The sequence below is a fragment of the Pseudomonas sp. BIGb0558 genome (genome assembly GCF_024807515.1).
Taxonomy (GTDB): domain Bacteria; phylum Pseudomonadota; class Gammaproteobacteria; order Pseudomonadales; family Pseudomonadaceae; genus Aquipseudomonas; species Aquipseudomonas yamanorum_A.
In genome coordinates, this window is the sequence record NZ_JANUEW010000011.1 from 1 (window position 1) to 26,184 (window position 26,184).

At 60.2% G+C, this 26,184-nt stretch carries 25 protein-coding genes and 1 tRNA gene; 19 read left to right on the plus strand and 7 right to left on the minus strand.

Going from position 1 to position 26,184, the window contains the following annotated elements:
• Positions 1-113: 113 nt before the first annotated feature.
• A complete protein-coding gene (locus M2400_RS15155; RefSeq protein ID WP_177043109.1) occupies positions 114-1,166 on the minus strand; it encodes an NAD(P)-dependent alcohol dehydrogenase in 1,053 nt (350 codons plus the stop codon).
• A gap of 181 nt (positions 1,167-1,347) precedes the next feature.
• Here M2400_RS15155 and M2400_RS15160 point away from each other — a divergent pair, with 181 nt between their 5' ends.
• Positions 1,348-2,238 carry an AraC family transcriptional regulator gene (locus M2400_RS15160; RefSeq protein WP_004371227.1) on the plus strand — a complete coding sequence of 297 codons (891 nt, stop codon included), beginning with the start codon at positions 1,348-1,350 and terminating at the stop codon, positions 2,236-2,238.
• 172 nt (positions 2,239-2,410) lie between these two features.
• Here the strand turns inward: M2400_RS15160 and M2400_RS15165 are convergent, their stop codons facing one another.
• A complete protein-coding gene (locus tag M2400_RS15165) occupies positions 2,411-4,075 on the minus strand; it encodes an electron transfer flavoprotein-ubiquinone oxidoreductase (protein ID WP_177077323.1) in 1,665 nt (554 codons plus the stop codon).
• Between the two features lie 532 nt (positions 4,076-4,607).
• Here M2400_RS15165 and M2400_RS15170 point away from each other — a divergent pair.
• The 14 genes from M2400_RS15170 to M2400_RS15235 all read left to right on the plus strand — a co-directional run bounded on the left by M2400_RS15170 (position 4,608) and on the right by M2400_RS15235 (position 16,423).
• Positions 4,608-5,357: an electron transfer flavoprotein subunit beta/FixA family protein gene (locus tag M2400_RS15170; RefSeq protein WP_004371224.1), complete on the plus strand. Its 750-nt coding sequence runs from the start codon at positions 4,608-4,610 to the stop codon at positions 5,355-5,357.
• A gap of 2 nt (positions 5,358-5,359) precedes the next feature.
• Entirely contained in the window at positions 5,360-6,289 is a 930-nt protein-coding gene (locus tag M2400_RS15175) for an electron transfer flavoprotein subunit alpha/FixB family protein (protein WP_169385996.1), read from the plus strand.
• A gap of 192 nt (positions 6,290-6,481) precedes the next feature.
• Positions 6,482-7,297, plus strand: coding sequence for an ABC transporter substrate-binding protein (locus M2400_RS15180; RefSeq protein WP_177042985.1), 816 nt, complete (start codon positions 6,482-6,484; stop codon positions 7,295-7,297).
• Positions 7,298-7,306: 9 nt separating this feature from the next.
• Positions 7,307-7,669, plus strand: a complete 363-nt coding sequence (locus M2400_RS15185; RefSeq protein ID WP_259195979.1) for a DUF4398 domain-containing protein — start codon at positions 7,307-7,309, stop codon at positions 7,667-7,669.
• On the plus strand, positions 7,666-8,478 hold the full coding sequence (locus tag M2400_RS15190; protein WP_177113667.1) for an OmpA family protein: 813 nt from the start codon (positions 7,666-7,668) through the stop codon (positions 8,476-8,478). The genes M2400_RS15185 and M2400_RS15190 overlap by 4 nt, the downstream gene beginning before the upstream one ends.
• A 337-nt stretch (positions 8,479-8,815) precedes the next feature.
• Positions 8,816-10,255 carry a PLP-dependent aminotransferase family protein gene (locus M2400_RS15195; RefSeq protein WP_008434911.1) on the plus strand — a complete coding sequence of 480 codons (1,440 nt, stop codon included), beginning with the start codon at positions 8,816-8,818 and terminating at the stop codon, positions 10,253-10,255.
• A 104-nt stretch (positions 10,256-10,359) separates the two neighbouring features.
• Entirely contained in the window at positions 10,360-10,860 is a 501-nt protein-coding gene (locus M2400_RS15200; RefSeq protein ID WP_177042988.1) for a translation initiation factor 2, read from the plus strand.
• A 162-nt stretch (positions 10,861-11,022) separates the two neighbouring features.
• Positions 11,023-11,277: a YkgJ family cysteine cluster protein gene (locus tag M2400_RS15205; RefSeq protein ID WP_088424663.1), complete on the plus strand. Its 255-nt coding sequence runs from the start codon at positions 11,023-11,025 to the stop codon at positions 11,275-11,277.
• A 44-nt stretch (positions 11,278-11,321) separates the two neighbouring features.
• Positions 11,322-11,927 carry an START domain-containing protein gene (locus tag M2400_RS15210; protein WP_177042989.1) on the plus strand — a complete coding sequence of 202 codons (606 nt, stop codon included), beginning with the start codon at positions 11,322-11,324 and terminating at the stop codon, positions 11,925-11,927.
• A gap of 103 nt (positions 11,928-12,030) precedes the next feature.
• Positions 12,031-12,267 carry a hypothetical protein gene (locus tag M2400_RS15215; protein ID WP_177042990.1) on the plus strand — a complete coding sequence of 79 codons (237 nt, stop codon included), beginning with the start codon at positions 12,031-12,033 and terminating at the stop codon, positions 12,265-12,267.
• Between the two features lie 213 nt (positions 12,268-12,480).
• Complete coding sequence (locus tag M2400_RS15220; protein WP_003193463.1) at positions 12,481-12,822, plus strand: ribonuclease E inhibitor RraB; 342 nt, start codon at positions 12,481-12,483, stop codon at positions 12,820-12,822.
• A gap of 437 nt (positions 12,823-13,259) precedes the next feature.
• The gene (locus M2400_RS15225) at positions 13,260-14,669 is read left to right on the plus strand and encodes a circularly permuted type 2 ATP-grasp protein (RefSeq protein WP_177042991.1); all 1,410 of its coding nucleotides are present in this window, start codon (positions 13,260-13,262) and stop codon (positions 14,667-14,669) included.
• A 3-nt stretch (positions 14,670-14,672) separates the two neighbouring features.
• Positions 14,673-15,623, plus strand: coding sequence for an alpha-E domain-containing protein (locus tag M2400_RS15230; protein WP_177042992.1), 951 nt, complete (start codon positions 14,673-14,675; stop codon positions 15,621-15,623).
• Positions 15,620-16,423 (plus strand): transglutaminase family protein, encoded by an 804-nt coding sequence (locus tag M2400_RS15235; RefSeq protein WP_010165966.1) that lies wholly within the window; start codon positions 15,620-15,622, stop codon positions 16,421-16,423. Before M2400_RS15230 ends, M2400_RS15235 begins: the two co-directional genes overlap by 4 nt.
• A 209-nt stretch (positions 16,424-16,632) precedes the next feature.
• On the opposite strand, the gene M2400_RS15240 is transcribed toward M2400_RS15235, so the two are convergent.
• Positions 16,633-17,436: a cytochrome c gene (locus M2400_RS15240; protein ID WP_177077320.1), complete on the minus strand. Its 804-nt coding sequence runs from the start codon at positions 17,434-17,436 to the stop codon at positions 16,633-16,635.
• A 680-nt stretch (positions 17,437-18,116) separates the two neighbouring features.
• Here M2400_RS15240 and M2400_RS15245 point away from each other — a divergent pair.
• The 3 genes from M2400_RS15245 to M2400_RS15255 all read left to right on the plus strand — a co-directional run bounded on the left by M2400_RS15245 (position 18,117) and on the right by M2400_RS15255 (position 22,301).
• On the plus strand, positions 18,117-19,322 hold the full coding sequence (locus M2400_RS15245) for an acetyl-CoA C-acetyltransferase (protein WP_259195977.1): 1,206 nt from the start codon (positions 18,117-18,119) through the stop codon (positions 19,320-19,322).
• Positions 19,323-19,338: 16 nt separating this feature from the next.
• Positions 19,339-21,486: a 3-hydroxyacyl-CoA dehydrogenase NAD-binding domain-containing protein gene (locus M2400_RS15250; RefSeq protein ID WP_259195976.1), complete on the plus strand. Its 2,148-nt coding sequence runs from the start codon at positions 19,339-19,341 to the stop codon at positions 21,484-21,486.
• A gap of 86 nt (positions 21,487-21,572) precedes the next feature.
• Complete coding sequence (locus M2400_RS15255; protein ID WP_169385989.1) at positions 21,573-22,301, plus strand: amidotransferase; 729 nt, start codon at positions 21,573-21,575, stop codon at positions 22,299-22,301.
• 126 nt (positions 22,302-22,427) lie between these two features.
• Here the strand turns inward: M2400_RS15255 and M2400_RS15260 are convergent, their stop codons facing one another.
• The 3 genes from M2400_RS15260 to M2400_RS15270 form a co-directional block, all read right to left on the minus strand.
• Entirely contained in the window at positions 22,428-23,399 is a 972-nt protein-coding gene (locus M2400_RS15260) for a magnesium and cobalt transport protein CorA (protein WP_177042996.1), read from the minus strand.
• A 128-nt stretch (positions 23,400-23,527) separates the two neighbouring features.
• The gene (locus M2400_RS15265) at positions 23,528-24,283 is read right to left on the minus strand and encodes a 1-acyl-sn-glycerol-3-phosphate acyltransferase (protein ID WP_259195975.1); all 756 of its coding nucleotides are present in this window, start codon (positions 24,281-24,283) and stop codon (positions 23,528-23,530) included.
• Between the two features lie 215 nt (positions 24,284-24,498).
• Positions 24,499-25,188 carry a crotonase/enoyl-CoA hydratase family protein gene (locus tag M2400_RS15270; RefSeq protein ID WP_102369687.1) on the minus strand — a complete coding sequence of 230 codons (690 nt, stop codon included), beginning with the start codon at positions 25,186-25,188 and terminating at the stop codon, positions 24,499-24,501.
• Positions 25,189-25,521: 333 nt separating this feature from the next.
• Here M2400_RS15270 and M2400_RS15275 point away from each other — a divergent pair.
• Positions 25,522-25,611, plus strand: a tRNA-Ser gene (locus tag M2400_RS15275).
• Positions 25,612-25,714: 103 nt separating this feature from the next.
• Here M2400_RS15275 and M2400_RS15280 read toward each other — a convergent pair.
• Positions 25,715-25,984 (minus strand): hypothetical protein, encoded by a 270-nt coding sequence (locus tag M2400_RS15280; protein ID WP_004371186.1) that lies wholly within the window; start codon positions 25,982-25,984, stop codon positions 25,715-25,717.
• Positions 25,985-26,184: the final 200 nt, after the last annotated feature.

Genomic DNA, 26,184 nt, shown 5'->3' on the forward strand with positions numbered 1-26,184 from the left:
CGGTGGGGCGGTGGGCGGGGGGGGGTTGGCGGCTATCCCCCCACCCCCCCCACCCCCCCCCCCCCACGCCTCGACAGCTGCTACGGGGCGGGGGCGGCGGCGGGGGCGGTTTGTCAGGCCTTCAAGGTCGCCATGTCGATCACGAAGCGGTACTTCACATCACCGGCAATCATGCGGGTGTAGGCTTCGTTGATCTGGCGGATGTCGAGCATTTCGATGTCGCAGGTGATGCCGTGCTCGGCGCAGAAATCCAGGACTTCCTGGGTTTCGGCAATGCCACCGATCAACGAACCGGCCAGTACCTTGCGGCCCAGCACCAGCTTGGCGGCGTTGACGGGCGGGTCTACCGGCTCGATCAAACCCACCAGGATATGCACGCCGTCAAAGCGCAGCACGTCGAGGTACGGGTTCAAGTCGTGCTGCACCGGAATGGTGTCCAGCAGGAAATCGAAGTGCCCGGCAGCGGCTTTCATCTGGGCCTCGTCGGTGGACACGATCACGTGATCGGCGCCCTGGCGACGGCCTTCTTCAGCCTTGCTCGCGGAGCGGGTGAACAGCGTCACTTCCGCGCCCATGGCCTTGGCGAACTTGATGCCCATGTGGCCCAGGCCGCCCATGCCCAGCACCCCAACTTTGTCGCCGGCCTTCACGCCGTAGTGCTTGAGTGGCGAGTAAGTGGTGATGCCGGCGCAAAGGATCGGCGCGGCGCTGGCCAGGTCGAGCTTGGCCGGGATCTTCACCACGAAGTGCTCGCTGACCACGATGCTGTCGGAGTAGCCGCCCATGGTGTTGCTGCCATCGACCCGGTCCGGGGTGGCGTAGGTCATGGTCGGGCCTTCGAGGCAGTATTGCTCAAGATCCGCGTGGCAGGCGTCGCAATGACGGCAGGAGTCGACCATGCAGCCAACGCCCACCAGGTCGCCGATTTTATGCGCGGTGACATTGGCGCCGACGGCGGTGACTTTGCCGACGATCTCGTGGCCCGGCATCAGCGGGTACACGGCGATGCCCCATTCGTTGCGGGCCTGGTGGATATCGGAGTGGCAGACGCCGCAGTAGAGGATTTCGATCGCCACGTCATCGGCGCGCGGGCTGCGGCGTTCGAAGGACATGGGGGCGAGGGGAGTGGTGGCCGATTGAGCGGCGTAACCGATAGCGGTGTACATGCAGAAACCTCGCAGGAGCAGTGACAGGTGAGGTGGCGCATTCTCCGCGCCGTGCCTGGGGGCGGCCATGGCGATTGCTCCGAGTCTCATGCCTATTCGTCCGGGAGTGCCCCCGGATTGGATCACTGTGGCGCCAGACCTGCGATGATGGTCACATCCCCTTTTTCGCGAAGTTTTTGCCATGCTGTTGACCCGCCATGTCGACGCCAATGCCGCGTTGGTTGCCCTGATCGAACCGTTGACGCCCCGCGATGGTTTCTCGCCCACGAACCTGCCCGGCGTGCAGGTATTGCGCGCCAGTTGCGACGTAGCGCGCGGCCCGCAGATTTATGAGCCGAGCCTGATGATCGTGGCCCAGGGCAGCAAGGTCGCCTACCTGGGCCCGCGTACCCTGGAATATGGCGCCGGGCATTACCTGATCCAGGCGATGCCGGTGCCGTTCGAATGCGAGACCTTTGCCATGCCCAATGCGCCGCTCTTGGGCGTGACGGTGGGGATTGACCGGGTGGTGCTCGGCGAATTGGTGATGGCGATGGGCATCCAGAGTGGGCCACCGCCGGCGGCGCAGACGTTGGAGTCGATGAGTTCGGTGGTGCTGGATGACGCGATGCGTGGCTGTGTCGAACGGCTGTTGCAGTGCCTGCACGATCCGCTGGAGAGTCGGATCATGGGCCCGGCGCGGGTGCGGGAATTGTTGTTCACCGCGTTGCGCGGGCCACAGGCGGATGTGCTGCGGGCGCTGGTGGAGCAGCAGGGGCAGTTTTCCCGGGTGGCGACGTCGTTGAACCACCTGCATGCGCATTACGCCGAGCCGCTGAATATCGAGACGCTGGCGGGTTATGCGCACATGAGTGCTTCGACTTTTCATGAGCACTTCAAGCGCTGCACGCTGTTGTCGCCGGTGCAGTACCTCAAGCGGTTGCGGTTGCTCAAGGCCCAGCAGTTGCTGCTGGTGGAAGGCATGGGCGTGGCGCAGGCGGCACATAGTGTGGGGTATCAGAGCACGTCGCAGTTCAGCCGGGAATACAAGCGCTACTTCGAGCGCAGCCCCGGGGATGAGCGGGCGGCATAACTCTTGTTGATTCCCGTAGCAGCTGTCGAGCCTTAGCGAGGCTGCGTCAGCCGCGACTCGGTTCCAGATCAGTGGCGCGCCCGACGCAGCCTCGCCGGGGCTCGACAGCTGCTACGAACAATGGGCCACAAAAAAGGCCCCCATTCGGGAGCCTTTTGTTCAAGCCAATACCTTACATATTCGGGTAAGTCGGCCCACCCGCACCTTCCGGTGTCACCCAGGTGATGTTCTGCGAAGGGTCCTTGATGTCACAGGTCTTGCAGTGCACGCAGTTCTGGGCGTTGATCTGGAAGCGCTTCTCGCCGTCTTCCTTGGTGATCACTTCATACACGCCGGCCGGGCAGTAGCGCTGCGCCGGTTCATCGTAGAGCGGCAGGTTGGTGCCGATCGGGATGCTCGGGTCTTTCAGCTTCAGGTGGCACGGCTGTTCTTCTTCGTGGTTGGTACCGGAGATGAACACCGAGCTCAGCTTGTCGAAGCTCAGCTTGCCGTCGGGTTTGGGGTAGTCGATTTTCTTGCTGTCCTTGGCCAGCTTCAGGCAGGCGTAGTCCGGCTTGGTGTCGTGCAGGGTGAACGGCATTTTGCCGCCGAGGATGTTCTGGTCGAACCAGTTGAAGCCGGCACCGATGATCGGGCCGAACTTGTGCATCGCCGGGCCGAAGTTGCGGCTGGCGAACAGTTCTTCGTACAGCCAGCTGTTCTTGAAGCTGTCGACGTAAGCGGTCAGTTCGTCGCCGCCTTCGGATTCGGCGAACAGGCGGTCGGCCACGGCGTCAGCGGCGAGCATGCCGGACTTCATGGCGGTGTGGCTGCCCTTGATCTTGGCGAAGTTCAGGGTGCCCAGGTCGCAACCGATCAGCGCGCCGCCCTTGAAGACCATTTTCGGCAGCGAATTCAGGCCGCCTTTGCAGATGGCGCGGGCGCCGTAGCTGATGCGCTTGCCGCCTTCCAGGTACTGGGCCAGCACCGGGTGATGCTTGAGGCGCTGGAACTCGTCGAACGGCGACAGGAAGGTGTTGCTGTAGGACAGGTCGACGATCAAACCGACCACCACCTGGTTGTTTTCCAGGTGATAGAGGAACGAACCACCGGTGTTCTCGGCACTCATGATGTCCAGCGGCCAGCCGGCGGTGTGTACCACCAGGCCCGGCTGGTGCTTGGCCGGGTCGATTTCCCAGATTTCCTTCAGGCCGATGCCGTAGTGCTGGGCGTCGGCGTCGCTGTCCAGGTTGAAACGCTGGATCAGTTGCTTGCCGATGTGCCCGCGGCAACCTTCGGCGAACAGCGTGTATTTGCCACGCAGTTCCATGCCCGGGGTGTAGACGCCTTCTTTTGGATGACCTTCACGGTCGACGCCGAGGTCACCGGTGATGATCCCGCGTACCACGCCGTTCTCGTCGAACAGCGCTTCTTGGGCGGCGAAGCCCGGGTAGACTTCCACGCCCAGGTTCTCGGCCTGCTGGGCGAGCCAGCGGCACAGGTTGCCCAGGGAGATAATGTAGTTGCCTTCGTTGTGCATGGTCTTGGGCACAAAGAAGTCTGGCACCTTGGTGGAAGCTTCGCTGGAGCGCAGTACATAGATGTCATCACGCACAACAGGAGTGTTGAGCGGCGCACCGAGTTCTTTCCAGTCCGGGAACAATTCGTTCAGGGCGCGGGGTTCAAACACGGCACCGGACAGGATGTGAGCGCCGACTTCGGAGCCTTTTTCGACCACGCAGACGCTGATTTCCTTACCGGCTTCGGCGGCCTTCTGCTTCAATCGGCAGGCGGCAGACAGGCCTGCCGGGCCAGCGCCGACGATGACCACGTCGAATTCCATGTATTCGCGTTCCACAGGCTATCTCCTACTCAAGGCTCAACGGCTTTTTTTCTAATGGGTGGAGGTTCGGTGATTCGTCCCACAATGCCTGCAGAAATCTCATGCAAGGGGCAGGGGACGACCCACCTTTCTCTCTAGGTGGCGCATTATATCTACACCACTCTCAGCGTCCAATACAAACGTTTGTTTGAATTGCCCGCAGGCTAGGTAAATCAAAGAGGCGCGGCTTATGACTGGCTATTTTGCCGTATTGACCAGAATAGGTGTTCCGGTCAATATACGGTCGGTTTTGCGCTTACCGTAGGCAGACTGCAGGTTTCAAGAGCACGTCCAAAAGCAAGACAGGTGACGCGCGCCCAAACGATGGCGCGCAGTTTACACGCTGCGATAAAGAATGACTTCTTGGTCACCACTGACGAACGGTCATCACTTCCCGTGAGCAAGGTCATCCGCCGAAGTTTTTGGAGGTGCCCTTGTGTGCCGATGAGCATCAACCGCCAGGTTCGCCTAGGCGACTTTCTTTTCACCGGAGAGTAACGAGGAATCCATGAAGGTTCTTGTAGCTGTCAAACGCGTTGTCGATTACAACGTGAAAGTTCGCGTCAAGGCGGACAATTCCGGCGTCGACCTCGCTAACGTCAAGATGTCGATGAACCCTTTCTGCGAAATCGCCGTGGAAGAAGCCGTACGCCTGAAAGAGAAAGGCGTTGCGACTGAAATCGTCGTCGTTTCCATCGGTCCGACCACTGCTCAAGAGCAGTTGCGTACCGCCCTGGCGCTGGGTGCCGATCGCGCCATCCTCGTCGAATCCGCTGAAGAGCTGACTTCCCTGGCCGTTGCCAAGTTGTTGAAAGCTGTTGTCGACAAGGAACAGCCATCGCTGGTGATCCTCGGCAAACAAGCCATCGACAGCGACAACAACCAGACTGGCCAGATGTTGGCTGCACTGACCGGTTACGGCCAGGGCACCTTCGCCTCGAAAGTCGAAGTGAGCGGCGACAAGGTTGCCGTGACCCGCGAAATCGACGGCGGCGCGCAGACAGTTTCCCTGAAACTGCCAGCCATCGTCACCACCGACCTGCGTTTGAACGAGCCGCGTTATGCGTCCCTGCCAAACATCATGAAAGCCAAGAAGAAGCCTCTCGAAGTGCTGACTCCGGATGCTTTGGGCGTTTCCACCGCCTCCACCAACAAGACCGTAAAAGTCGAAGCGCCGGCTGCACGCAGCGCGGGCATCAAGGTCAAGTCGGTGGCTGAACTGGTCGAGAAACTGAAAAACGAAGCGAAGGTAATCTAATCATGACTATCTTGGTAATCGCAGAACACGACAACAAGGTTGTGGCCCCGGCCACCCTGAACACCGTGGCCGCTGCCGCCAAAATTGGTGGTGATGTTCACGTCCTGGTCGCCGGCCAGAACGTTGGCGCCGTGGCTGAAGCCGCTGCAAAAATCGCTGGCGTGAGCAAAGTACTGGTTGCCGACAACGCGGCCTACGCTCACCAGCTGCCGGAAAACGTTGCCCCGCTGGTTGCAGAGCTGGGCGCTGGCTACAGCCACATCCTGGCTGCCGCCACTTCCAACGGCAAAAACATCCTGCCGCGCGTTGCTGCGCAGCTGGACGTTGACCAGATCTCAGAGATCGTTTCGGTCGAAAGCGCCGACACCTTCAAGCGTCCGATCTACGCCGGTAACGCCATCGCTACCGTGCAGTCCACTGCTTCGGTAAAAGTCATCACCGTGCGTGCCACCGGTTTCGACCCGGTTGCTGCTGAAGGTGGTTCGGCTGCGGTTGAAGCTGTGGCTGCTGCCCACGACGCTGGCACTTCCAGCTTCGTTGGCGAAGAACTGGCCAAGTCCGATCGTCCGGAATTGACCGCTGCCAAGATCGTCGTTTCCGGCGGTCGCGGCATGCAGAACGGCGACAACTTCAAGCACCTGTACGCCCTGGCCGACAAGCTGGGCGCTGCGGTCGGCGCTTCCCGCGCTGCCGTCGACGCAGGTTTTGTACCGAACGACATGCAGGTCGGCCAGACCGGCAAGATCGTCGCGCCACAGCTGTACATCGCCGTTGGTATCTCCGGCGCGATCCAGCATTTGGCCGGTATGAAGGACTCCAAAGTGATCGTTGCGATCAACAAGGACGAAGAAGCGCCGATCTTCCAGGTGGCTGATTACGGCCTGGTGGCGGACTTGTTCGAAGCCGTACCCGAGTTGGAGAAGCTGGTCTAATCCAGCCGCTTCACTTATAAAGAGCCCGGTCTTTTGACCGGGCTTTTTTTTGCCCCAACCACGACTTTCTGTAGGAGCGAGCTTGCTCGCGAAAAGCCTGAGAGCGCCGCGTTAAGCCAGGCACCCGGCGTCATCGTTAACGACCTTCGCGAGCAAGCTCGCTCCTACAAATAACTGACGGAGAACCACGCCATGGAATTGCGCCTCTGGGCCCTGCTACTGGGACTGTCGCTGCTGCCAACAGTGTCGCAGGCCGCCGGCAAATGTGATCGCCTGGTGATCACCGGCAGCCCGGACGCACCGCCTTATCTGTGGCGCGATCCCCAGGACCCCACGCACCTGATCGGCGCCACCGCCGACATATTGCAGCAAGTGGCCAAGGACATCGGCGTGAAAATCGACCTGCTGTACGGCGGCAAACGCTCCCTGGCGCTGGAGGAAGTGCGCAGCGGGCGCATGGACATCCTCGCCGATGCGCCGTTGACCCTCGACGCCCTGGACGCCCTCGACTACATCCACCCGGCGCTGGTGCAAACCGATTACCTGGTCTGGACCCGCAAGGATTCGGCCCTGGCCTACAACCAGGCCAGCGACCTGCATGGCTACAAGGGCGCGGTGTCGGAACGGGCGCGCCTGAGCCGTGACTTCGAAACTTTCGCCGGTGAGCAACTAAGCCTGCAACGCCTGCCCAGCCTGACCCCGGCGTTCCAGAAACTGCTGCTGGGGGAAGTGGACTACGTGCTCGCCGGACGTTATTCCGGCATGGCCATGGCCCAGACGTTGGGCATGAGCAACGACCTGATGGCGCGCGAAGTGCCCATCGACCAGCCGGGCCTGTACCTGGCGATTTCCCACAACTCCGCCTGCAACGATCCGTGGTTGCGCGGACAGCTCGCCAAAAAGATGACAGAATTGCCCGCGTCCGGTCTGGCGGAAACCGCGCTGCAGAGCAATCTTGCGCGCTGGAAAGCGCAGTTGCAGCAACCCGTCGGCACCCCAACAAAGTAGGGATTTTCAGTGACTATTCGACCTCTTTTCGCGGCCCTCGCCGTTGTAGCTCTGGCGGGATGTGCAGCCGATCCTGCGCCGAATGAACAAATGCGCCTGACCCAGCAAGCTCTGGAACAAGCCAACGCCGTGGGCGCTGTCGCTGCTGACTCGCCCGAGCTGAAACTGGCTGAAGACAAGTTCACCCAGGCCCAGGCCGACATGGCCGATCAATCCTACAAGTACGCCCGCATGCAGGCTGAAGAAGCCGAGCTGGACGCCCGCCTGGCAGAAGCCCGGGTGCTGACCCGCAAAAGCCAGGAGCAACTGAACGTGCTCAACACTCGTATCACCCGCCTGCGCAAGCAACTGCAGTTGGGAGATGCCCAATGAGCCCGCTGATCCGAGGGTTGAGCTGTGTGGCGTTGCTGGGCAGTGTGCTTGGCGGTTGCGCGACGCATCCCGACAGTAACCTCGCCTTGCAACAGGCGAGCGGTGACTTCCAGAAGGTCAAGGAAGATTCGAATGTGCTGCGTATCGCGCCCAAAGACGTGATCCGCGCCGGTGAATCCCTGGCCCGCGCCGAGCGTTTCTCCAGCTTCTGGGGCAGCGGCGCCGATGTGGCGCATTACGCCTACCTGAGCCAGCGCTACAGCGCGATTGCCCGGGAACACACCGAGCAGGCGCTCAACCAGGAGCGCGGGGTCAAGCTGGAGCTGGAGCGCCAGCGTCTGCAACTGGCCCTGCGGGAAGCCAAGCTGAGCAGCGTGCAGCAACAGGGCAAATGGCTTGAGGCACAGATCGCCAGCCTGACCACCGTGCAAACCGATCGTGGGTTGGTGATGACCCTGGGCGACGTGCTGTTCGACACGGGCGAGGCAGAGCTGCAAAACTCGGCCAACCGCACGGTGCTCAAGGTCGTACAGTTCCTGCAATTGAACCCCAAGCGCCGGGTGCGTATCGAGGGTTACACCGACAATACCGGTGGCGGGCCGGAAAACCTCAAACTGTCCCGGGACCGCGCCCAGGCGGTGGCGGACGTGCTGAATGACCTGGGCATTGATGAAAGCCGCATCCAGGTAGAAGGCTACGGCGACCAGTACCCGGTTGAAGCCAACGCTTCAGAGCGGGGCCGGGCGCAGAACCGCCGGGTAGAGATTGTGTTCTCCGACGAGAAAGGCCAGCTGGGCGCAGCCCGCTGAGCCAGATGCTCAGGCTGCACACTGATCCCTGTGGGAGCCGGGCTTGCCCGCGATGCAGGCGCTGCGGTCTTCCAGGTACACCGTGGCGATCCCTTCGCAGCCTCGCTAAAGCTCGACAGCTCCTACAAGAGTTTTGTGGTGTAAGAGAGATGGCGTTTCAAAAAGCCCGATCAATGATCGGGTTTTTTGTGCCCGCAATTCAGTTCACCACCCTTACAGTTTTTTCTATCACTGCCGCCCGTGCTCGACTATTGTGGCAACTGTCCCCGTACACTTCTAAACTGTGCCGGTATGTTTCACACAAAAATAAAATACCCGTGAAATCGAGTGCTGCGTCATGACCAATCTGTTGCTTTACCAACGTATCGCCCAGCAACTGGCTGAGGATATCCGCCGCGGTGTGTATCAACCGGGCGAGCGCGTGCCTTCGGTGCGCAAAATGAGCTCCCAGCTCAACGTCAGCCACGCCACCGTGTTGCAGGCCTACGCGAACCTGGAAGACCAGGGTTTGATTCGCGCGCGGCCGCAGTCCGGGTACTACGTGCACCAGACGCCGGCGCTTACCGCGCCCACGCCGGACATCGCACGGGTCGAGCGTCCAGGGTTGGTCACCCGCAGCAGCATCATTCAACAGGTGTTGGTGGAGTCCCGTCGCGAAGGCGTGTTCCCGCTGGGTGCCGCCGTGCCCAGCGTTGACTACTTGCCCGTGCGTGCGCTGCATCAACAACTGGCCAAGGTCACGCGGTTTCAGAGCCCGCGGGCGTTCAGCTACATGTTCAGCCCCGGCTTTGAACCGCTGCGGCGCCAGGTGGCGATCCGTATGCGGGATGCCGGCGTAGTGGTCGACCCGTCCGAAGTGGTGATCACCCACGGATGCGTGGATGCGTTGCAGATGTCGTTGCGGGTGCTGACGCGGCCCGGCGACCTGATCGCCGCCGAATCGCCGACGTATTACGGCTTGCTGCAACTGGCGGATCTGCTGGGCCTCAAGGTCATTGAAATCCCCAGCGACCCGGCCACCGGCATGAGTCTGGAAGCCCTGCAACTGGCGGCCAACCAATGGTCGATCAAGGCCTTGGTGCTGACCACGCGCCTGAGCAATCCCCTGGGCGGCACCATGCCCGAAGAGCGGCAGAAACAGTTACTGCGCCTGGCGTCGGATTTCGATATCCAGGTGGTTGAAGACGACATCTATGGCGAGCTGATGTTCGAGCTGGGCCGCACCAAGGCCCTGAAAGCCTACGACCGCCTGGACCGGGTCATCTACTGCTCCAGCTTCTCCAAGACCTTGTCACCGGGCATCCGCATCGGCTGGATGATCGCCGGCAAGTACCAGCAGGAAATCCAGCGCCTGCAAATGTTCAGCACCCATTCTGCCTGTAGCGTGACCCAGATGGGCACCGCGGCGTATCTGGAAAACGGCGGCTATGACCGGCATTTGCGCTATATCCGCCAGGAATACCGCAAGAACCTCAGCGCTTTCCAGCTCGCGGTACAGCAGTACTTCCCCGAAGGCACCCAGATGACCCGTCCGACCGGCGGTTTTATCCTGTGGGTCAGTTTGCCTGGGCGGGTCAATACCCAGGAACTGCACGTACGCGCCTTGCAGCAGGGCATCAGCATTGCACCGGGGCTGATCTTCAGTAATACGGAACAGTTCAACCACTGTATTCGCTTGAACTGCGGTACACCGTGGAACCGCGAAGCCGAGCGCGCATTGATGACCCTCGGCATGCTGGCGAGCCAGTTGTGCCAGGAGACTGCGGCCGGTTTTTGAGGTGCGGAAAGGGGACATAAAAGGTAGCTGGCTATTTAGCATGCTTGTCATGCTGGCCCCAACAGGCGAGCATATGGCCTTCTGCCGTTAATGCTGCTGGCGATATGACTTATACCTTTCCTGCTGCACTGCTGATCTGCGTGTTAAGCCTGTGTAACGCTGGTGCCGTCGTGGCGGCTCCCGCCAGTGAAACAGCGCCTGCTGCCAGCACTCAGCAAAAGGCGCCGGCGAAAAAAGTGGCTCCCGCAAAGAAGGCGCCGGTGGCCAAGAAAGCACCGGCAAAGAAAGCCGCACCGGCTAAAAAGCGTGCGCCTATCGCCAGCAAATCCAAATCGGCCCACGAAGTCGCCAAGACTCAGCTGCCGCCAGCAGAGCTGGATTTGAGCCTGCCATCGAACATGGTTCGTCACCTGCAACCCCTCGGCACCATGCCGCAGCCGAAGAATGTGCCGCTGCTGCCGCCGATGTTTGCCGAAAAGCCCACTGACAACAGCGCGTTCCAGATCAACGGGCGCCTGCTCAGCAATGAAATGCAGCTGCAACTGCGCAACGAAGAACGGCGCGAAGTGGAAGGCGCGGCACTGGATTTCCAGTTCAAGCAATAAACCCGACGAGTAAAAGTGACGCGTACTTCTGACCTTCTGTCGCAGACTGGTCAGTCACTTTTGTTTTCGGTTAAAAACCCCTGTTAAGCCAATTTAAAACGTCTGTTTAAGGGCGTAGTCTTACGTGGCCATCAACACTGAGTTGTCGAGGATCTGTTCGTCATGAAATGCCGTGAAGGCTGTGGCGCTTGCTGCATTGCCCCATCCATCAGCTCTCCATTACCGGGAATGCCGGCTGGTAAACCTGCGGGCGAACGCTGCCTGCATCTGTCGGTCGAACAACTGTGCCAGTTGTTTGGCCAGCCTGAGCGACCGGCGGTGTGCAGTTCGTTCCAGGCGGATATCGAGGTCTGTGGCAACAGCCAGGAAGAAGCGATCAGGTTGATCGGCTGGTGGGAACAGATGACGGCGGCTTAGTGGGCTGTTCAAAGTACTGAACTTCAACAATAAGGAATAAGACCATGGGTTCACTGAAACGAGTTGCGGTGTTGTGCGGTTTTACCGTTTTGTTTGCTGCTGCTGCACACGCTGAAGACTGGCAGACGGCCAAGGATGAAGACGGTATCAAAGTCTCCTTGAGCGAAATCGCCGGCTCCAAGTACAAGGCTTATCGCGGTGTGACCACCATCAAGGCACCGCTGGCCAAGATCCAGGCATTGCAGGAAGACGTGGCGGGGGCCTGTTCCTGGATCCACGAATGCAAGTCGCAGAAACTCCTCAAGCAGGAAGGCGACAAGAGCTGGACCTACACCCAGTTCAAGGCACCGTTCCCGGTGACCGATCGTGACTCGATCCTGGAAATCACCACCACCAAGGCCGCCGACGGCAGCGTGACCCGCAAGCTGTTGGAAGTGCCGACCTACCAGCCGGAAGTCAAAGGCTATGTGCGCGTGGCCCAGGTGGACGGTTACTGGAAACTGGTGCCCAAGGGCGACAACCTGACCGAAGTCACCTACCAGGTGCACACCGAGCCAGGTGGCAGCGTGCCGTCGTGGCTGGCCAACAAATTTGTGGTGGACGCCCCGTTCAACACCTTGAAAGCCCTGAAGGAACACGCTGAGAAATAACAACAGCTGATCAGGTGCCTCCTGCCTTGAGTGGAACGATCTTCGAGCCCTCAAGGTCCAGATAGATGTAAGCCCACCCATGGGTTTTATCGAGGAGGCACTGATGCAAACGTGGAAAATTACCTTCGTTGATGATCATGGCGTGAAGTCCGTAGAGCAGTTCGTCTGCGGCGAAAAGCCAAGCCTTGAAGAGGCTGCCCATATGATCCGGGCGAAGTTGCTGCCAGTGGCTGCCGAACTGGACCTCAACGACCTGGAAGGCCGTACGGCCGAGCCCACGGTAAAAAGTCTGAAAGACCAGAACAGTATTCAGATCCTCGACATTTCTCCCGCCGCCTGAACATTTCCTGTACGTGTTTAAACAGCCTCTGGTGGAGCTGATAGCTTCGCGCTACTCTGCAATGGAGATCAGCGAATGAATCGCTAAGGTCTGGTCTTGTCAGCTACATGCTTGTCTCCCGGCGGCGACTTCATTGCCGTAACACCCGCGCCCTTGCAGCGCGGGCCTTGGGAAGCACGGAAAGTCTATCCATCGGTTTGAGGAGGACGTTTCATGAGCACAGCCTATCAAGAAGACATCAGCACCAACGTGTTGCGCCGCATGAAAGAGGGCGGCTTTGACTTCTCTCGTTTCCACCCCATCGAGTTCTACGCCATTTTCCCGGATGAGGAACGTGCGCGCCGGGCTGCGGGTCGGTTTCGTGGGGAATCGCTGAATGCCCAGGTCAGCGCGCGGGATGACGGCGCCTGGTACCTGGAACTGAGCAAAATCATGTTCGCCACCTACGACGGCATAGGAGACTTCGAGCAGGACTTTGAGGCGGTGGTCGAGCCCTTGGGCGGAATCATCGAGGGATGGGGCGTGAAACAGGAGGTGCGTGGGTTACCCATGTAGCGGCATGAACAACAACACAGCGTATCGGCTGACCTTTGGGTCGGCCGTTTTTGTTTCTGGCGCGGGAAAAATCCTGCACAAAAAAAAGCCACCCGAGCAGGGTGGCCAAAGGGAAGATCGGGCAGAAGGGGAACCGATCGGTACATCCCGTATCACGTTACCCCTTGAGAAAAAGATTTAGCTGTAGGAGGTGTCCTGTTCAGCTGATGAGCGCGATTATCCCCAGGGTTTGCCGGGCAGTGAAATCAACTCTGACTATGCTGTTGATAGTCATGGCCTGCATTGCAATGAGGCGCCGCCCATGACAGCGGGTATTTGCTGCACCGGGACGGTGCGGTGAGCGCTGAGCCTATATCCAACTGATTGATACTTAAGTGTTTATGCCGCTGGCACGGGCCTTGCGATGGTTCTTGCGTCCGGGTGACAAGGAGTACGGCATGATCCGCACTTATTACGATGAGATGTACGACGGGGCAGGGCAGGTGCGCCCCCATTACCGCGAATTTGCCCGCTGGTTGGCCGAGACGCCCCCTGAACTGCTGGCCCAGCGCCGGCGCGAAGCCGATTTGCTGTTTCACCGGGCCGGCATCACCTTCACCCTGTATGGCGACGAGCAAGGCACCGAGCGCCTGATTCCCTTCGACACGATCCCCCGCAGCATCCCGGCCAGTGAATGGCGGATCGTCGAGCGCGGCTGTATCCAGCGGGTCAAGGCGCTGAACATGTTCCTCGCCGACCTGTATCACGAACAACGCATCATCAAGGCCGGGATCATCCCCGCCGAGCAAGTGCTGGCCAACGAGCAATATCAGTTGGCGATGCAGGGCCTGGACCTGCACCGCGATATCTATTCCCACATCTCCGGCGTCGATCTCGTACGCGATGGCGACGGCACTTACTACGTCCTCGAAGACAACCTGCGCACCCCCAGCGGTGTCAGCTACATGCTCGAAGACCGCAAGATGATGATGCGCCTGTTCCCCGAACTGTTCGCCGCCCAGCGCATCGCCCCGATCGATCACTACCCCAACCTGTTGCTCGACACCCTGAAAAGCTCCAGCCCGCTGGATAACCCCAGTGTGGTGGTGCTGACGCCTGGGCGTTTCAACAGTGCGTTCTTCGAACATGCGTTCCTGGCCCGTGAAATGGGCGTGGAACTGGTGGAAGGCGCCGACCTGTTCGTGCGCGATGACCGGGTGTTCATGCGCACCACCGACGGCCCCAAGGCGGTGGACGTGATCTACCGTCGCCTCGACGACGCATTCCTCGACCCACTGGCCTTCAACCCGGACTCCATGCTCGGCGTGCCCGGCCTGCTGGCGGCGTATCGTTCGGGCAATGTGGTACTGGCCAATGCCATCGGCACCGGGGTGGCGGATGACAAATCGGTGTACCCCTTCGTCACCGAGATGATCCGTTTTTACCTGGATGAAGAGCCGATCCTGAAGAACGTTCCGACGTTTCAGTGTCGTAATCCCAGTGAGCTGTCCCACGTACTGGCCAACCTTCCGGAACTGGTGGTGAAGGAAACCCAAGGCTCCGGTGGCTACGGCATGTTGGTGGGCCCGGCAGCCACGGCGGCGGAAATCGAAGCCTTCCGCGCACGCATCAAGGCCAAGCCCCACGCCTACATCGCGCAGCCAACCCTGTGCCTGTCGACGTGTCCGACCTTTGTCGAAAACGGCATCGCCCCGCGGCATATCGACCTGCGCCCGTTCGTGTTGCAAGGCAAGGAAACTCGCGTAGTCCCCGGTGGCCTGACTCGTGTGGCGCTGCGGGAAGGTTCGCTGGTGGTCAACTCGTCCCAGGGCGGCGGCACCAAAGACACCTGGGTGGTCGAGGATTGAAATATGTTGAGTAGAACTGCCTCGGATTTGTATTGGATGTCGCGCTATCTGGAGCGCGCGGAAAACCTCGCGCGCATGCTCGATGTCAGTTATTCGCTGTCGCTGATGCCCCAGGACGGGCGCGGTGATGGCCTGCATGAACTGGCGATGCCGTTGCTGATCACCGGCACCCTCGACGATTACCGCGAGCGCCACGGTGAACTGCACGCCGAGCGCCTGCTGCACTTCTTCGCCCTGGATGCTGCCAACCCAGCCAGCATCTACAGTTGCCTCGGCGCTGCACGAGCCAGTGCCCATGCCGTGCGTGGGCGAATCACCGCCGACATGTGGGAAAACATCAACGCCACCTGGCTGGAAATTCGCGACATCGCCCAGCAAGGCCTGAGCCGCTACGGCATGAGCCGTTTCTGTGAATGGGTCAAGGAACGCTCCCACCTGTTCCGCGGTGCCACCTACGGCACCATCATGCGCAACGACGCCTTCCGTTTTATTCGCCTGGGTACCTTTATCGAGCGCGCCGACAACACCCTGCGCCTGCTGGATGCCCGCTACGAAATGGCCGGCGACCAGGCCGAAGCGGTCACCGATGGCACGGCCCACGCCTACTATCAGTGGAGTGCGTTGCTGCGGGCGTTGTCGTCGTTCGAGGCCTACACCGAGATCTACCGCGACGCCCCCGGCGCCCGGCAAGTCGCCGAGCTGTTGCTGCTGCGCGCAGATGTGCCGCGTTCGCTGCGGGCCTGCAGTGAAGAGATCGACCAGATCCTCGCCAGCCTGCCCGGCATCAACGGTCGCCCGGCCCAGCGCCTGGCAGCCGAGATGGACGCGCGCCTGCGCTATACCGCCATCGACGAAATTCTCGAGGAAGGCCTGCACGCTTGGCTGACCGACTTCATCCCCCTCGTGCGCGAGCTGGGTGATGCTATTTACAGTTCCTACCTGGAGGCGGCATGAGACTTTCCATCAGCCACGAAACCACCTACCACTACGAAGACCAGGTGCGCGCCAGCATCCAGTACCTGCGCCTCACGCCCCACGACAGCGAGCGCCAGCATGTCCTCAGCTGGCAGCTGGACCTGCCCCGGCCGGTACGGGCGCAACTGGATCCGTTCGGCAATATCCTGCACGTGTTGACCCTGGACGAGCCCCATGAAGCCATCATCATCGGCGCCCGTGGCCAGGTGGACATCGACGAATTGCGCGAGGCCGAGCATGAAAGCCAGTCGGCCTTCCCGTTTCTGCGCTGTACCCGCTTGACCGAGCCGGACGACGCCCTGCGCAGCTTTGCCGAAAAGCACTGCCATCAACGCCGCGACCGCAGCGCGCTGATCGACCTGATGCACGCGCTGAACCAGTACATGACCTATTCGCCGGGCTCCACCGAAGTCGACACCTGTGCGGCCAAGGCATTTGCCGGGCGCGCCGGGGTCTGCCAGGACCACACCCACGCCTTCCTGGCCTGCGCCCGCAGCCTGGGGATTCCGGCGCGGTATGTGTCGGGGTACTTGTACAGTGAAGACTGCGAGCACCTGGCCAGCCACGCCTGGGCCGAAGCCTGGCTGGATGACGCCTGGTACAGCTTTGACGTGACCAACCAACTGGCCCGGCCGGAGCGGCATTTGAAGCTGGCGGTGGGCCTGGATTACCTCGACGCTTGCCCGGTGCGGGGCATGCGCCGTGGGGGCGGGCATGAGCAGATGCATGCCAAGGTATTTGTGGCGCCGACGCCGGTGATTTCGGTGCAGCAGCAGTAGGATTCCGGGAGAGAGAGGGCGCTTTCTGCAGCAGGAAAGCTCTCTGTGCCAGGAAAGCTTTTTGTGGCGAGGGAGCTTGCTCCCGCTGGGCTGCGAAGCGGCCCCAAAACCTGCCCCCGAGTTCTATCTGGAGAAATGTGATTGTCTGATTGGGGGCTGCTGCGCAGCCCAGCGGGAGCAAGCTCCCTCGCCACAGGTTTACCCGAGCCTTAAGGCTGCTTTCTGCCTGCCATATGCTTCAAATACCCCACCAGCAGGTCCAGGTCCGCATCCGGCAGCACACTGGCAGCAAACGCCGGCATCTTCGCCTGCGGCCAGTGGCGCATGCTTTGCGGGTCGCGGATGTAGCGCTTGAGGAAATCACCGGAAAAATATTCGGTGGGGTTGTAAGGAATATTCAGGTCCGGCCCCACCTGCGCATCGCCCGCGCCGTTCAGGCGATGACACGCCAGGCAGTTCTTCTGAAACAGCGCGAACCCTTGGTTCACCGGATCATTCGCCGCCAGTTTCGGGTCCGGCAACAACGCCGGAAAACGCTCCGCAACCGTCTTCAATTGCTTGATCCCGGAGATCTGAAACGGCCATTGCTCAGGGCTGATATTTCCGGCCTGCGGGTCCGTCCACACCAGGTAAAACGGCCCGGCGCCGGGTTTGCCATCTGCGAGCGGCGGCCAGGGATGCGCCGGATCCTCCACTGCCAACCACGCCCGCGCGCCGCTTTTTGACAACAGCGGCGCCGCCGTCAATTCAGCAGCAAAGCCGTCGAGGGCCACCGCCTGCAGATGGTTTTCCGGCTGGATACCCGGTAGCAGAGCTGCCAGCGGCACCGCGCGATACGTCATGTTGCGCTTGTAGGAAACGTCATCAACGATCTGCACCGTCTGCACGTCCGGGCGCTTGAGCAGCTCGGCTGTTTCCCAGGTTTTGCTGGCGTGATCCAGCTCGATGGTCAGTTGCGCGGCATGCGCCGGCAGAGCCAGCAGCAGGGTCAGGAGGACGATGATCTGTTTCAAGGAAGGGCCCGTTCTGGAGTGGCGATACGGGTTTAAGATACCGCAAAACAACCTGAAATCGGCGCGCAAAACGGCAGCCCCTCACGGGATCGCTATGCGCAATATCCCGAAAGGTGCTGCCAAAGGCTGCGATCCTGGCGCTGTGTCTGCGCAGAATGTGGAGTGGAAGAGATCACCCAATAACCTTGGTCAGGTTGGGCAAGATCAGAATCAGGGTAGTGGCGAAGAGAATAAGTCCCGCCTGACGAACTTTCGAATGCTTGAACATGGCTGACTGCCTTTTGTTGTTATTCCTGAGCGTCAAATGCGTGCCGGTCGATTTAACTATGACGGTGCTACATGACTCTTTTCTTACAGTTCTTACAGGTGCTCCAGCAAAACCCGGCAGCAACCTTTTACTTCTCCTACAGATTCAACCTTAGAGCCCCCGTTCTGCATGGCTTAGATCCATTTCGTCTCATGACCTCGCGGAGTCTTATTAAAAAGGCATGAGGCCAATTGCCAGCCAGACGCCAGCCCTACGGCTAGACAGCTAAAACGATTAATCAGCCGATTCTCGTAGCCTCCTACCGTTCGTCTGAGCGCGCACGTCAAGGTCAATGAGCGGTTCGGTCATTGAATCCGGCGCCCCGGCGCCTAAGGTAGGGGCACGATTCGTTGCCCAGTGATTCGAGGACGTCATGACCCAAGCTTTGATCTTTGATGCGATACGCACGCCCCGTGGCAAAGGCAAGGCGGATGGCGCCTTGCACAGCGTCAAGCCGGTAAACCTGGTGGCCGGGTTGCTGACGGCGCTGCAACAGCGCACCGGCCTGGATACGCGGCAAGTGGATGACATCGTCCTCGGTTGCGTCACACCGGTTGGCGACCAGGGCGCCGACATCGCCAAGACCGCCGCCCTGGTGGCGGACTGGGACGTCAGCGTCGCCGGCGTGCAGATCAACCGCTTTTGCGCCTCGGGTCTGGAGGCGGTGAACCTCGGCGCGATGAAGGTGCGTTCAGGGTTTGAAGACCTGGTGGTGGTCGGCGGTGTCGAGTCCATGTCCCGCGTGCCCATGGGCAGCGACGGCGGCGCCTGGGTGCTCGACCCGCAAACCAATATGCACAGCCACTTCACGCCGCAGGGCATCGGCGCCGACCTGATCGCCACGCTGGAAGGCTTCACCCGCCACGACGTCGATGCCTTTGCCCTGCACTCCCAGCAGAAAGCGGCACGGGCCAGATCAGACGGTTCCTTCAACAAGTCGCTGATCGCGGTGCAGGATCAAAACGGCATCGTGCTGCTGGACCAGGACGAGTTCATCCGCGCCGATTCCACACTCGAAGGCCTGGGCAAGCTCAAACCCAGCTTCGAAATGATGGGCCAGATGGGTTTCGACGCGACGGCCTTGCGGGTCTACAGCCATGTCGAGCGTATCAATCATGTGCACACACCGGGCAACAGTTCCGGGATCGTCGACGGGGCGGCGCTGATGTTGATTGGCTCTGAAGCGAAGGGCCGCGAACTCGGCCTGCAACCCCGAGCGCGGATCGTCGCTACGGCGGTCACCAGCACCGACCCCACCATCATGCTCACCGGCCCGGCGCCGGCCACCCGCAAGGCCCTGGCCAAGGCGGGCCTGCGGGTGGAAGACATCGACCTGTTCGAGGTCAACGAAGCGTTTGCCTCGGTGGTGCTCAAGTTCATCAAGGACATGGGCATCGACGCCGCCCGGGTCAACGTCAACGGCGGCTCCATCGCCATGGGCCACCCGCTGGGCGCCACGGGCTGCGCGATTCTCGGCACCTTGCTCGACGAACTGGAGGTGCGCCAGCAGCGGTATGGCCTGGCCACCTTGTGTGTCGGCGGCGGCATGGGTATCGCCACTATCATCGAACGCCTCTGAGCCTAAGGAGTCAGTCATGACCGATGCCATTCGTTACGAAAAAGGCCAGGACCAGATCGTGGTGCTGACCATCGACATGCCCGGCCAGAGCGCCAACACCATGAACGGGGTGTACCGCGAGGCCATGGCGGCCACCGTCGCCCGGCTGGCCGCCGAGAAGGATTCGATCGCCGGTGTGATCATCACCTCGGCGAAAAAGACCTTCTTTGCCGGCGGTGACCTCAATGAATTGATCAAGGTCGACAAACCCCACGCCAAGGCTTTCTACGACAGCGTGTTGCTGTTGAAGGCGCAGTTGCGCACCCTGGAAACCCTCGGCAAGCCGGTAGTGGCCGCCATTAACGGCGCGGCGTTGGGCGGAGGTTGGGAGATTTGCCTGGCGTGCCAGCACCGCGTGGCGCTGGACCACAAGTCGGTACAGATCGGCCTGCCGGAAGTCACCCTCGGGCTTTTGCCGGGCGGCGGTGGCGTGGTACGCATGGTGCGTATGCTGGGCCTGGAAAAGGCCTTGCCCTACTTGCTGGAAGGTAAAAAGATTACGCCGCAGCAGGCGTTGCAAGCGGGGTTGATTGACGAACTGGCGGCAGACCGTGACGAGCTGCTGGCCAAGTCCCGGGCGTGGATCCTGGCCAATCCGGACGCGAAACAGCGTTGGGACATCAAGGGTTACCAGATCCCTGGCGGTACGCCGTCCAACCCGAAAGTCGCGCAAATGCTTGCCATCGCGCCATCTGTATTGCGTAGCAAAACCAATGGCTGCTTCCCGGCCCCGGAGAAAATCCTCTGCGCCGCCGTGGAAGGCGCCCAGGTGGATTTCGACACCGCGCACCTGATCGAAACGCGCTACTTCACCGAGCTGGTTACCGGGCAAGTGGCGAAGAACATGATTGGCACCTTCTGGTTCCAGCTCAATGAAATCAACGCCGGCAGCTCGCGGCCCAAGGGCTTTGCGCCGTATGTGACACGCAAGGTTGGCGTGCTTGGCGCCGGGATGATGGGCGCGGGCATTGCGTACGTCAGCGCCTCGGCGGGCGTTGAGGTGGTGCTGAAGGACGTCAACCTGGCGGCAGCGGAGAAGGGCAAGGCCCACTCGGCAACGTTGCTGGACAAGAAGGTCAGTCGTGGGCAATTGACCGCCGAACAGCGGGAAACCATCCTCGCGCGGATTGTTCCTACCGAGTCTGATGCCGACCTCGCCGGCTGCGACCTGATCATCGAAGCCGTCTTCGAAGACCGGGAACTCAAGGCCAAGGTCTCGGCTGCCGCGCAAAGCGTGGTGGGTGCCGACGCGGTAATCGCCTCCAATACCTCCACCTTGCCCATCAGCGGCCTGGCCACGGCGGTGCCCGACCAGGGCAAGTTTATCGGCCTGCACTTCTTCAGCCCGGTGGACAAGATGCCCCTGGTGGAAATCATCAAGGGCGCCCGCACCAGTGACGAAACCCTGGCTCGGGGTTTTGATTTCGTACTGCAAATCAAGAAAACCCCGATCGTGGTCAACGACAGTCGTGGCTTCTTCACCTCGCGGGTGTTCGGCACATTCACCAACGAAGGCATCGCCATGCTCGGCGAAGGCGTGGCCGCGCCGATGATCGAGACCGAGGCACGCAAGGCCGGCATGCCGGTGGGACCGCTGGCGGTCTCTGACGAAGTTTCCCTCAGCCTGATGAGCCATATCCGCCAGCAGACGGCCAAGGACCTGCAGGCCGAGGGCAAGCCGTTACCCCAGCATCCGGCGTTTGCGGTGATCGATTTGTTGCTCAACGAATACAAGCGCCCGGGCAAGGCGGCGGGTGGTGGTTTCTACGATTACCCGGCGGGCGGGCAGAAACACTTGTGGCCGGAGCTGAAAAGCCGCTTTGAAAAGCCCGGCCAACAGATCTCGCCACAGGACGTGCGCGACCGTTTGCTGTTCATCCAGGCCATTGAAACCGTGCGCTGTGTGGAGGAGGGCGTGTTGATGTCGACGGCCGATGCCAACGTTGGCTCGATCTTCGGAATCGGCTTTGCCGCCTGGAGCGGTGGGGCGCTGCAATTCATCAACCAGTACGGCCTGAACGACTTCATCGCCCGGGCGCGTTACCTGGCCGAGCAATACGGCGAGCGCTTCACGCCGCCGGCGCTGTTGTTGGAGAAAGCTGCACAAGGTGAAGTGTTTCGGTGACCAAATGTGGGGCTTGCCTTGGAAGGGTATTTCAAGGCAGGCTCTGGGGGTGTTCATTATTCCCATCGCCGTGTCAGGTATTTTTTATGTCGTTACGCGTGTGCATCCTGGAAACCGATATCCTGCGTCCCGGGCTGATCGATCAGTACCAAGGGTACGGGCAGATGTTCAAGCGCCTGTTCTCCAAGCAGCCGATTGCCGCCGAGTTCGTCATCTATAACGTGGTGCAGGGTGAATACCCGGCGGATGAAGAAGTGTTCGACGCCTACCTGGTGACGGGCAGCAAGGCCGACTCCTTTGGCACCGATCCGTGGATCCAGACCCTCAAGACCTACCTGCTGGACCGCCATGCCCGTGGCGACAAGCTGATCGGCATCTGCTTCGGCCACCAGTTGCTGGCGCTACTGTTGGGCGGCAAGACCGAGCGGGCGACCAAGGGTTGGGGCATGGGCATCCATGACTACAAACTGAACGCCAAGGCCCCTTGGATGAGCCCGGTGGTGGAAGAACTGACGCTGTTGATCAGCCACCAGGATCAGGTCACCACCTTGCCGGAAAACGCCACCGTGATCGCGTCCAGCGAATTCTGCCCGTTTGCGGCGTACCACATTGAAGACCAGGTGCTGTGCTTCCAGGGCCACCCGGAATTTATCCACGACTATTCCCGCGAGTTGCTGGAGATTCTTCAGACAACCCTGGGGGAGAAGGTTTACACCAACGGTGTGGCCAGTCTGGAACGAGACCACCACGGCGTCACCGTAGCGGAATGGATGATGCGGTTTGTGGCGCACAAACCAGAAGCCGGCGCGGCCTGACGCACAATAATGTAGGAGCTGGCTTGCCTGCGATGCAGACACCTCGGTTTTTCAGTAAAACCCAGGTGATGCTATCGCAGGCAAGCCAGCTCCCACCGTTTGATCTTCTGCACATTGAAGAGCGTGTTACAGCCAGCCTGAACGCTTGAAACTGGCCCACAACCCCGTACACCCCACCGCGATAAACCCCAGCACCGCAAAATAGCCGTAGTGCCATTGCAGCTCCGGCATGTTCTGGAAGTTCATCCCGTAAATCCCGGCCACCGCCGTCGGGAACGCCAGAATCGCCGCCCACGCGGCAAACTTGCGCTGCACCACGCTTTGGCGCTGGGCTTCCAGCAACACCCCAATCTCGATGGTCTGGCTGGCGATGTCCCGCAGGGTGGTCAGGTCTTCCATCTGCCGGGTGACGTGAATCTGCACGTCGCGAAAGTACGGGCGCATGTTCTTGTCGATAAACGGAAAACTCAGCTTCTGCAGCTCCTGACTGATTTCCACCATCGGCGCCACATAACGCTTCAGCCGCAGCACATCGCGGCGCAGGCCGTGGAGTTTTTGGATGTCGTGTTCATTCAGGGAGTTGCACAGCACATTGCGCTCCAACTCATCGACCTCGGCATGAATCGCCTCGCTCACGGGCTGGTAGTTCTCGGTGACAAAATCCAGCAGCGCATAGAGTACGAAATCTTCCCCATGCTCCAGCAACAGCGGCCGCGCCTCACAGCGTTGGCGCACATAGCCGTAGGACGCCGAATGGCCGTTGCGGGCCGTGATGATGTAGCCGTTGCCGGCAAAGATATGGGTCTCGATAAACTCCAGCTTGCCGTTATCGCGCACCGGTGAGTAGGTCACGATAAACAGCGCGTCGCCGAAGGTTTCAAGCTTGGGGCGGCTGTGTTTTTCCAGGGCGTCTTCGATGGCCAGTTCGTGCAGGTTGAACTGGCGTTGCAGGTTGGCCAGTTCCAGGGCGCTGGGTTCTTCCAGGCCGATCCACACAAAGTGGTCGGGCTTGGCGGCCCAGGCGGCGCCTTCGTCGAGGGTGATATCGGTGACTTTCTTTCCGGCGCTATAGACGGCGGCCGCAACAACTCTACCCATGGCGCTGATCGCTTCTTTATTGGATGACAGTTGCTGGGCAGCTTAGCCTGAACGCGCCCTCTGTAGGAGCGAGCTTGCTCGCGAAAAACCTGAGAGCGGCGCTTTAATCCAGAAAGGTCGCGTAATCGTTAACGTCCTTCGCGAGCAAGCTCGCTCCTACAGGGGACCATTTCCAGTTCTCGATCCATGGCCTCAATACAGTCTTTCATTTGCTCGCGGCAAGTCTGCATTAACAGCGGCATGTCATCCATCGTCAGCCCCTTCGTAGGAGTCGGCGGCAACGAGCGAATCAGAATATCGCCACTGTTCCAGCGGTTGAGCTTCATCTGCTTCACATACGTGCTGACACACACCTGCACAATCGGCACGCCCGCGGCGATAGCCATCTGGAACGCGCCTTTCTTGAACGGCAGCAGGGTTTCGCCGAAGTTGCGCGTGCCTTCCGCAAACACCCAGATTGACGTGTCCTTGTGCTGCAAGGTGTGGGTGGTGGTCAGCATCGAACGCCGCGCCTTGTGCGCGTTGCCCCGGTCGATCAACACATTGCCCGCCAGCCAGAACAACTGGCCGAACAGCGGCACCCACTTCAGGCTCTTCTTGCCGATACACACCGTGCGGTAGGGCACCACCGTGCCGAACACAAACAGGTCATAGTTGGACTGATGGTTGGCGATGATCACGCAACTGCTGGGCTTGTTGCGCAACGAGTCGACATCCGCTTTGACCCGCAGGCGCAACAGCCACATCGCCGGCACGGCATACAGGCGCGCGCAGTAACGACTGTTGTCCGGGTTAAACGGCCGGCAGATCCCCAGCAGCACGCCCAGCACGCCCGCAATCATAAAATGCAGGCCCATCAACAACATGCGTAACAAAAAAAGCATCGACACAGCCCATCGGGACAAAAGGTGGCGCAGTGTACGGATGTGCACTGTATTCGGCAATTGCCCCTATAGAGTCAGGAGATAGGCGATGTTTAAGCGCATGTTTCAACAAGACGTGACAGACACTGTCTAGAGCGGTTGTAGGCAATCCAGAATTCTTTGTAAGAAAAAGCCCGACTCAAGGTCGGGCTTCGATTCAGCAGGCGCAGGTTTGATTAACCCAAGTGCCCCTGATCCTGAATGATCGCGTCATCCAGGGCTTCCAGCAGCGCCTTACGCACCTTCAGCTTGGTGTGCTTGTGGGCGTTCATATTGATCTTCTTCAGTTGGCGAGCCGCCTCCAGCGCTGCGGCCTGCAACTCTTCCGGTGCGACCACCTTGTCCAGGAACCCGGCGCCCAATGCGTCCTGCGGGTTAAACATCTCGGCATTGATCACCGAGCGGTGGAAGGCCGACTTGCGCAGACGATCCCGTGCCAGCTCGATCCCGGCGTGGTGCATGGTCATGCCGATCATCACTTCATTCAGGCCAATGCTGAACGGCCCGTCTACACCAATCCGGTAATCCGCCGACAACAACAGGAACGCACCCTTGGCCACTGCGTGCCCGGGGCACGCCACGATCACCGGGAACGGGTGCGACAACAGGCGGCGGGCGAGGGTGGAACCCGACGTCACCAGGCTCACCGCTTCTTTAGGGCCGGCGGTCATCACCTTCAAATCATAGCCCCCGGACAAAATCCCCGGCGTGCCCGTGATGATCACCACCGCCCGATCCTTCTCGGCCTGATCCAGCGCTTGATTAAACGCACTGACCACGGCCGGCGAAATGGCATTCACCTTGCCGTTGCTCAGGGTCAGGGTCGCGATACCGTCTTCGAGGTGGTAGGCAATCAACTCACTCATGACGCGATTCCTTGTAATGCTTGTAATAGAAGGACAGACGGCAGACGTTACCCACCGCGCCCGTCCTGGTAAAGCGCCATGACTGACTACCCAGTCAGACTTTTCCCGCATGCCCACCCGCAGGCGGCCTTCGGCAGGGCGCAGCAGCTACTATAGACAAGCGCCGCGAGTGCCCGAGAATGGCAGAATCGCCGTGGTGTGCATGGCGCCGCAGAGGGCTGGAACGGCATAACCGCCTAAGCGCATGAAAATTCTGAAAAAAACCTTTGCCATCGGAAAAGCTTTCGACTACATTAGCGCGCCTCGACAGACTGAATCAGTTTGACGAGATACGGTGAAGTGTCCGAGTGGCTTAAGGAGCACGCCTGGAAAGTGTGTATACAAGAAATTGTATCGAGAGTTCGAATCTCTCCTTCACCGCCAAATTCGATGTAAACAAAACCCCTGATTTCGAGAGAAATCAGGGGTTTTGTGGTTTCTGGGGTTTGAATAGGTGGTTGTGCCAGGGAAAATTAAGCCAATGGGTTTAGGAACACTGCGTAGCCATACGCCGCCCTATAACATCCAGCAAATCACAACCATCGCGCAACGGAATCGAGCAAAGCAGTGAAAAGTCACTGAGCACAACTGTATCGCTGCTGATTTCCGCACGCAGTGCCAGATTTTCAAGAACTTGCGTAACAGCACGAATTCGATAACCAGCAGCGTCCAGCAAAACGTCCAGCGGCGCAGTGGTATCTACAAAAAGGGCAGGTGTCTCGCAATCGTTGCTGGTGAGGGCCATGTATTGATTCATATGTGATGTCCGTTCTCTTAAGGAGGAGAGTAGCCACACATTTGTCGCCAAACAAAAGGTGGCAGCTGTACGCGGGTTGGCGAACCGGAAAAAGACGGACAATGCCGGCAGACCCGAAGGTCTCCCGCGCACAGCTACCATTGGGTAGCTTATTGCGCGCAGGAGCATCCCGCAAATTAGCCGGGAGGCTTCTGCCGTCT

What these genes read in the sequence shown, in the direction of transcription:
- M2400_RS15230 (WP_177042992.1), top strand. Translation starts at nt 14,673, where the DNA reads ATGTTGAGTAGAACTGCCTCGGATTTGTATTGGATGTCGCGCTATCTG.
- M2400_RS15215 (WP_177042990.1), top strand. Translation starts at nt 12,031, where the DNA reads ATGCAAACGTGGAAAATTACCTTCGTTGATGATCATGGCGTGAAGTCC.
- M2400_RS15200 (WP_177042988.1), top strand. Translation starts at nt 10,360, where the DNA reads ATGACTTATACCTTTCCTGCTGCACTGCTGATCTGCGTGTTAAGCCTG.
- M2400_RS15255 (WP_169385989.1), top strand. Translation starts at nt 21,573, where the DNA reads ATGTCGTTACGCGTGTGCATCCTGGAAACCGATATCCTGCGTCCCGGG.
- M2400_RS15195 (WP_008434911.1), top strand. Translation starts at nt 8,816, where the DNA reads ATGACCAATCTGTTGCTTTACCAACGTATCGCCCAGCAACTGGCTGAG.
- M2400_RS15250 (WP_259195976.1), top strand. Translation starts at nt 19,339, where the DNA reads ATGACCGATGCCATTCGTTACGAAAAAGGCCAGGACCAGATCGTGGTG.
- M2400_RS15220 (WP_003193463.1), top strand. Translation starts at nt 12,481, where the DNA reads ATGAGCACAGCCTATCAAGAAGACATCAGCACCAACGTGTTGCGCCGC.
- M2400_RS15205 (WP_088424663.1), top strand. Translation starts at nt 11,023, where the DNA reads ATGAAATGCCGTGAAGGCTGTGGCGCTTGCTGCATTGCCCCATCCATC.
- M2400_RS15155 (WP_177043109.1), bottom strand. Translation starts at nt 1,166, where the DNA reads ATGTACACCGCTATCGGTTACGCCGCTCAATCGGCCACCACTCCCCTC.
- M2400_RS15260 (WP_177042996.1), bottom strand. Translation starts at nt 23,399, where the DNA reads ATGGGTAGAGTTGTTGCGGCCGCCGTCTATAGCGCCGGAAAGAAAGTC.
- M2400_RS15245 (WP_259195977.1), top strand. Translation starts at nt 18,117, where the DNA reads ATGACCCAAGCTTTGATCTTTGATGCGATACGCACGCCCCGTGGCAAA.
- M2400_RS15280 (WP_004371186.1), bottom strand. Translation starts at nt 25,984, where the DNA reads ATGAATCAATACATGGCCCTCACCAGCAACGATTGCGAGACACCTGCC.
- M2400_RS15175 (WP_169385996.1), top strand. Translation starts at nt 5,360, where the DNA reads ATGACTATCTTGGTAATCGCAGAACACGACAACAAGGTTGTGGCCCCG.
- M2400_RS15270 (WP_102369687.1), bottom strand. Translation starts at nt 25,188, where the DNA reads ATGAGTGAGTTGATTGCCTACCACCTCGAAGACGGTATCGCGACCCTG.
- M2400_RS15180 (WP_177042985.1), top strand. Translation starts at nt 6,482, where the DNA reads ATGGAATTGCGCCTCTGGGCCCTGCTACTGGGACTGTCGCTGCTGCCA.
- M2400_RS15235 (WP_010165966.1), top strand. Translation starts at nt 15,620, where the DNA reads ATGAGACTTTCCATCAGCCACGAAACCACCTACCACTACGAAGACCAG.
- M2400_RS15160 (WP_004371227.1), top strand. Translation starts at nt 1,348, where the DNA reads ATGCTGTTGACCCGCCATGTCGACGCCAATGCCGCGTTGGTTGCCCTG.
- M2400_RS15190 (WP_177113667.1), top strand. Translation starts at nt 7,666, where the DNA reads ATGAGCCCGCTGATCCGAGGGTTGAGCTGTGTGGCGTTGCTGGGCAGT.
- M2400_RS15170 (WP_004371224.1), top strand. Translation starts at nt 4,608, where the DNA reads ATGAAGGTTCTTGTAGCTGTCAAACGCGTTGTCGATTACAACGTGAAA.
- M2400_RS15265 (WP_259195975.1), bottom strand. Translation starts at nt 24,283, where the DNA reads ATGCTTTTTTTGTTACGCATGTTGTTGATGGGCCTGCATTTTATGATT.
- M2400_RS15210 (WP_177042989.1), top strand. Translation starts at nt 11,322, where the DNA reads ATGGGTTCACTGAAACGAGTTGCGGTGTTGTGCGGTTTTACCGTTTTG.
- M2400_RS15225 (WP_177042991.1), top strand. Translation starts at nt 13,260, where the DNA reads ATGATCCGCACTTATTACGATGAGATGTACGACGGGGCAGGGCAGGTG.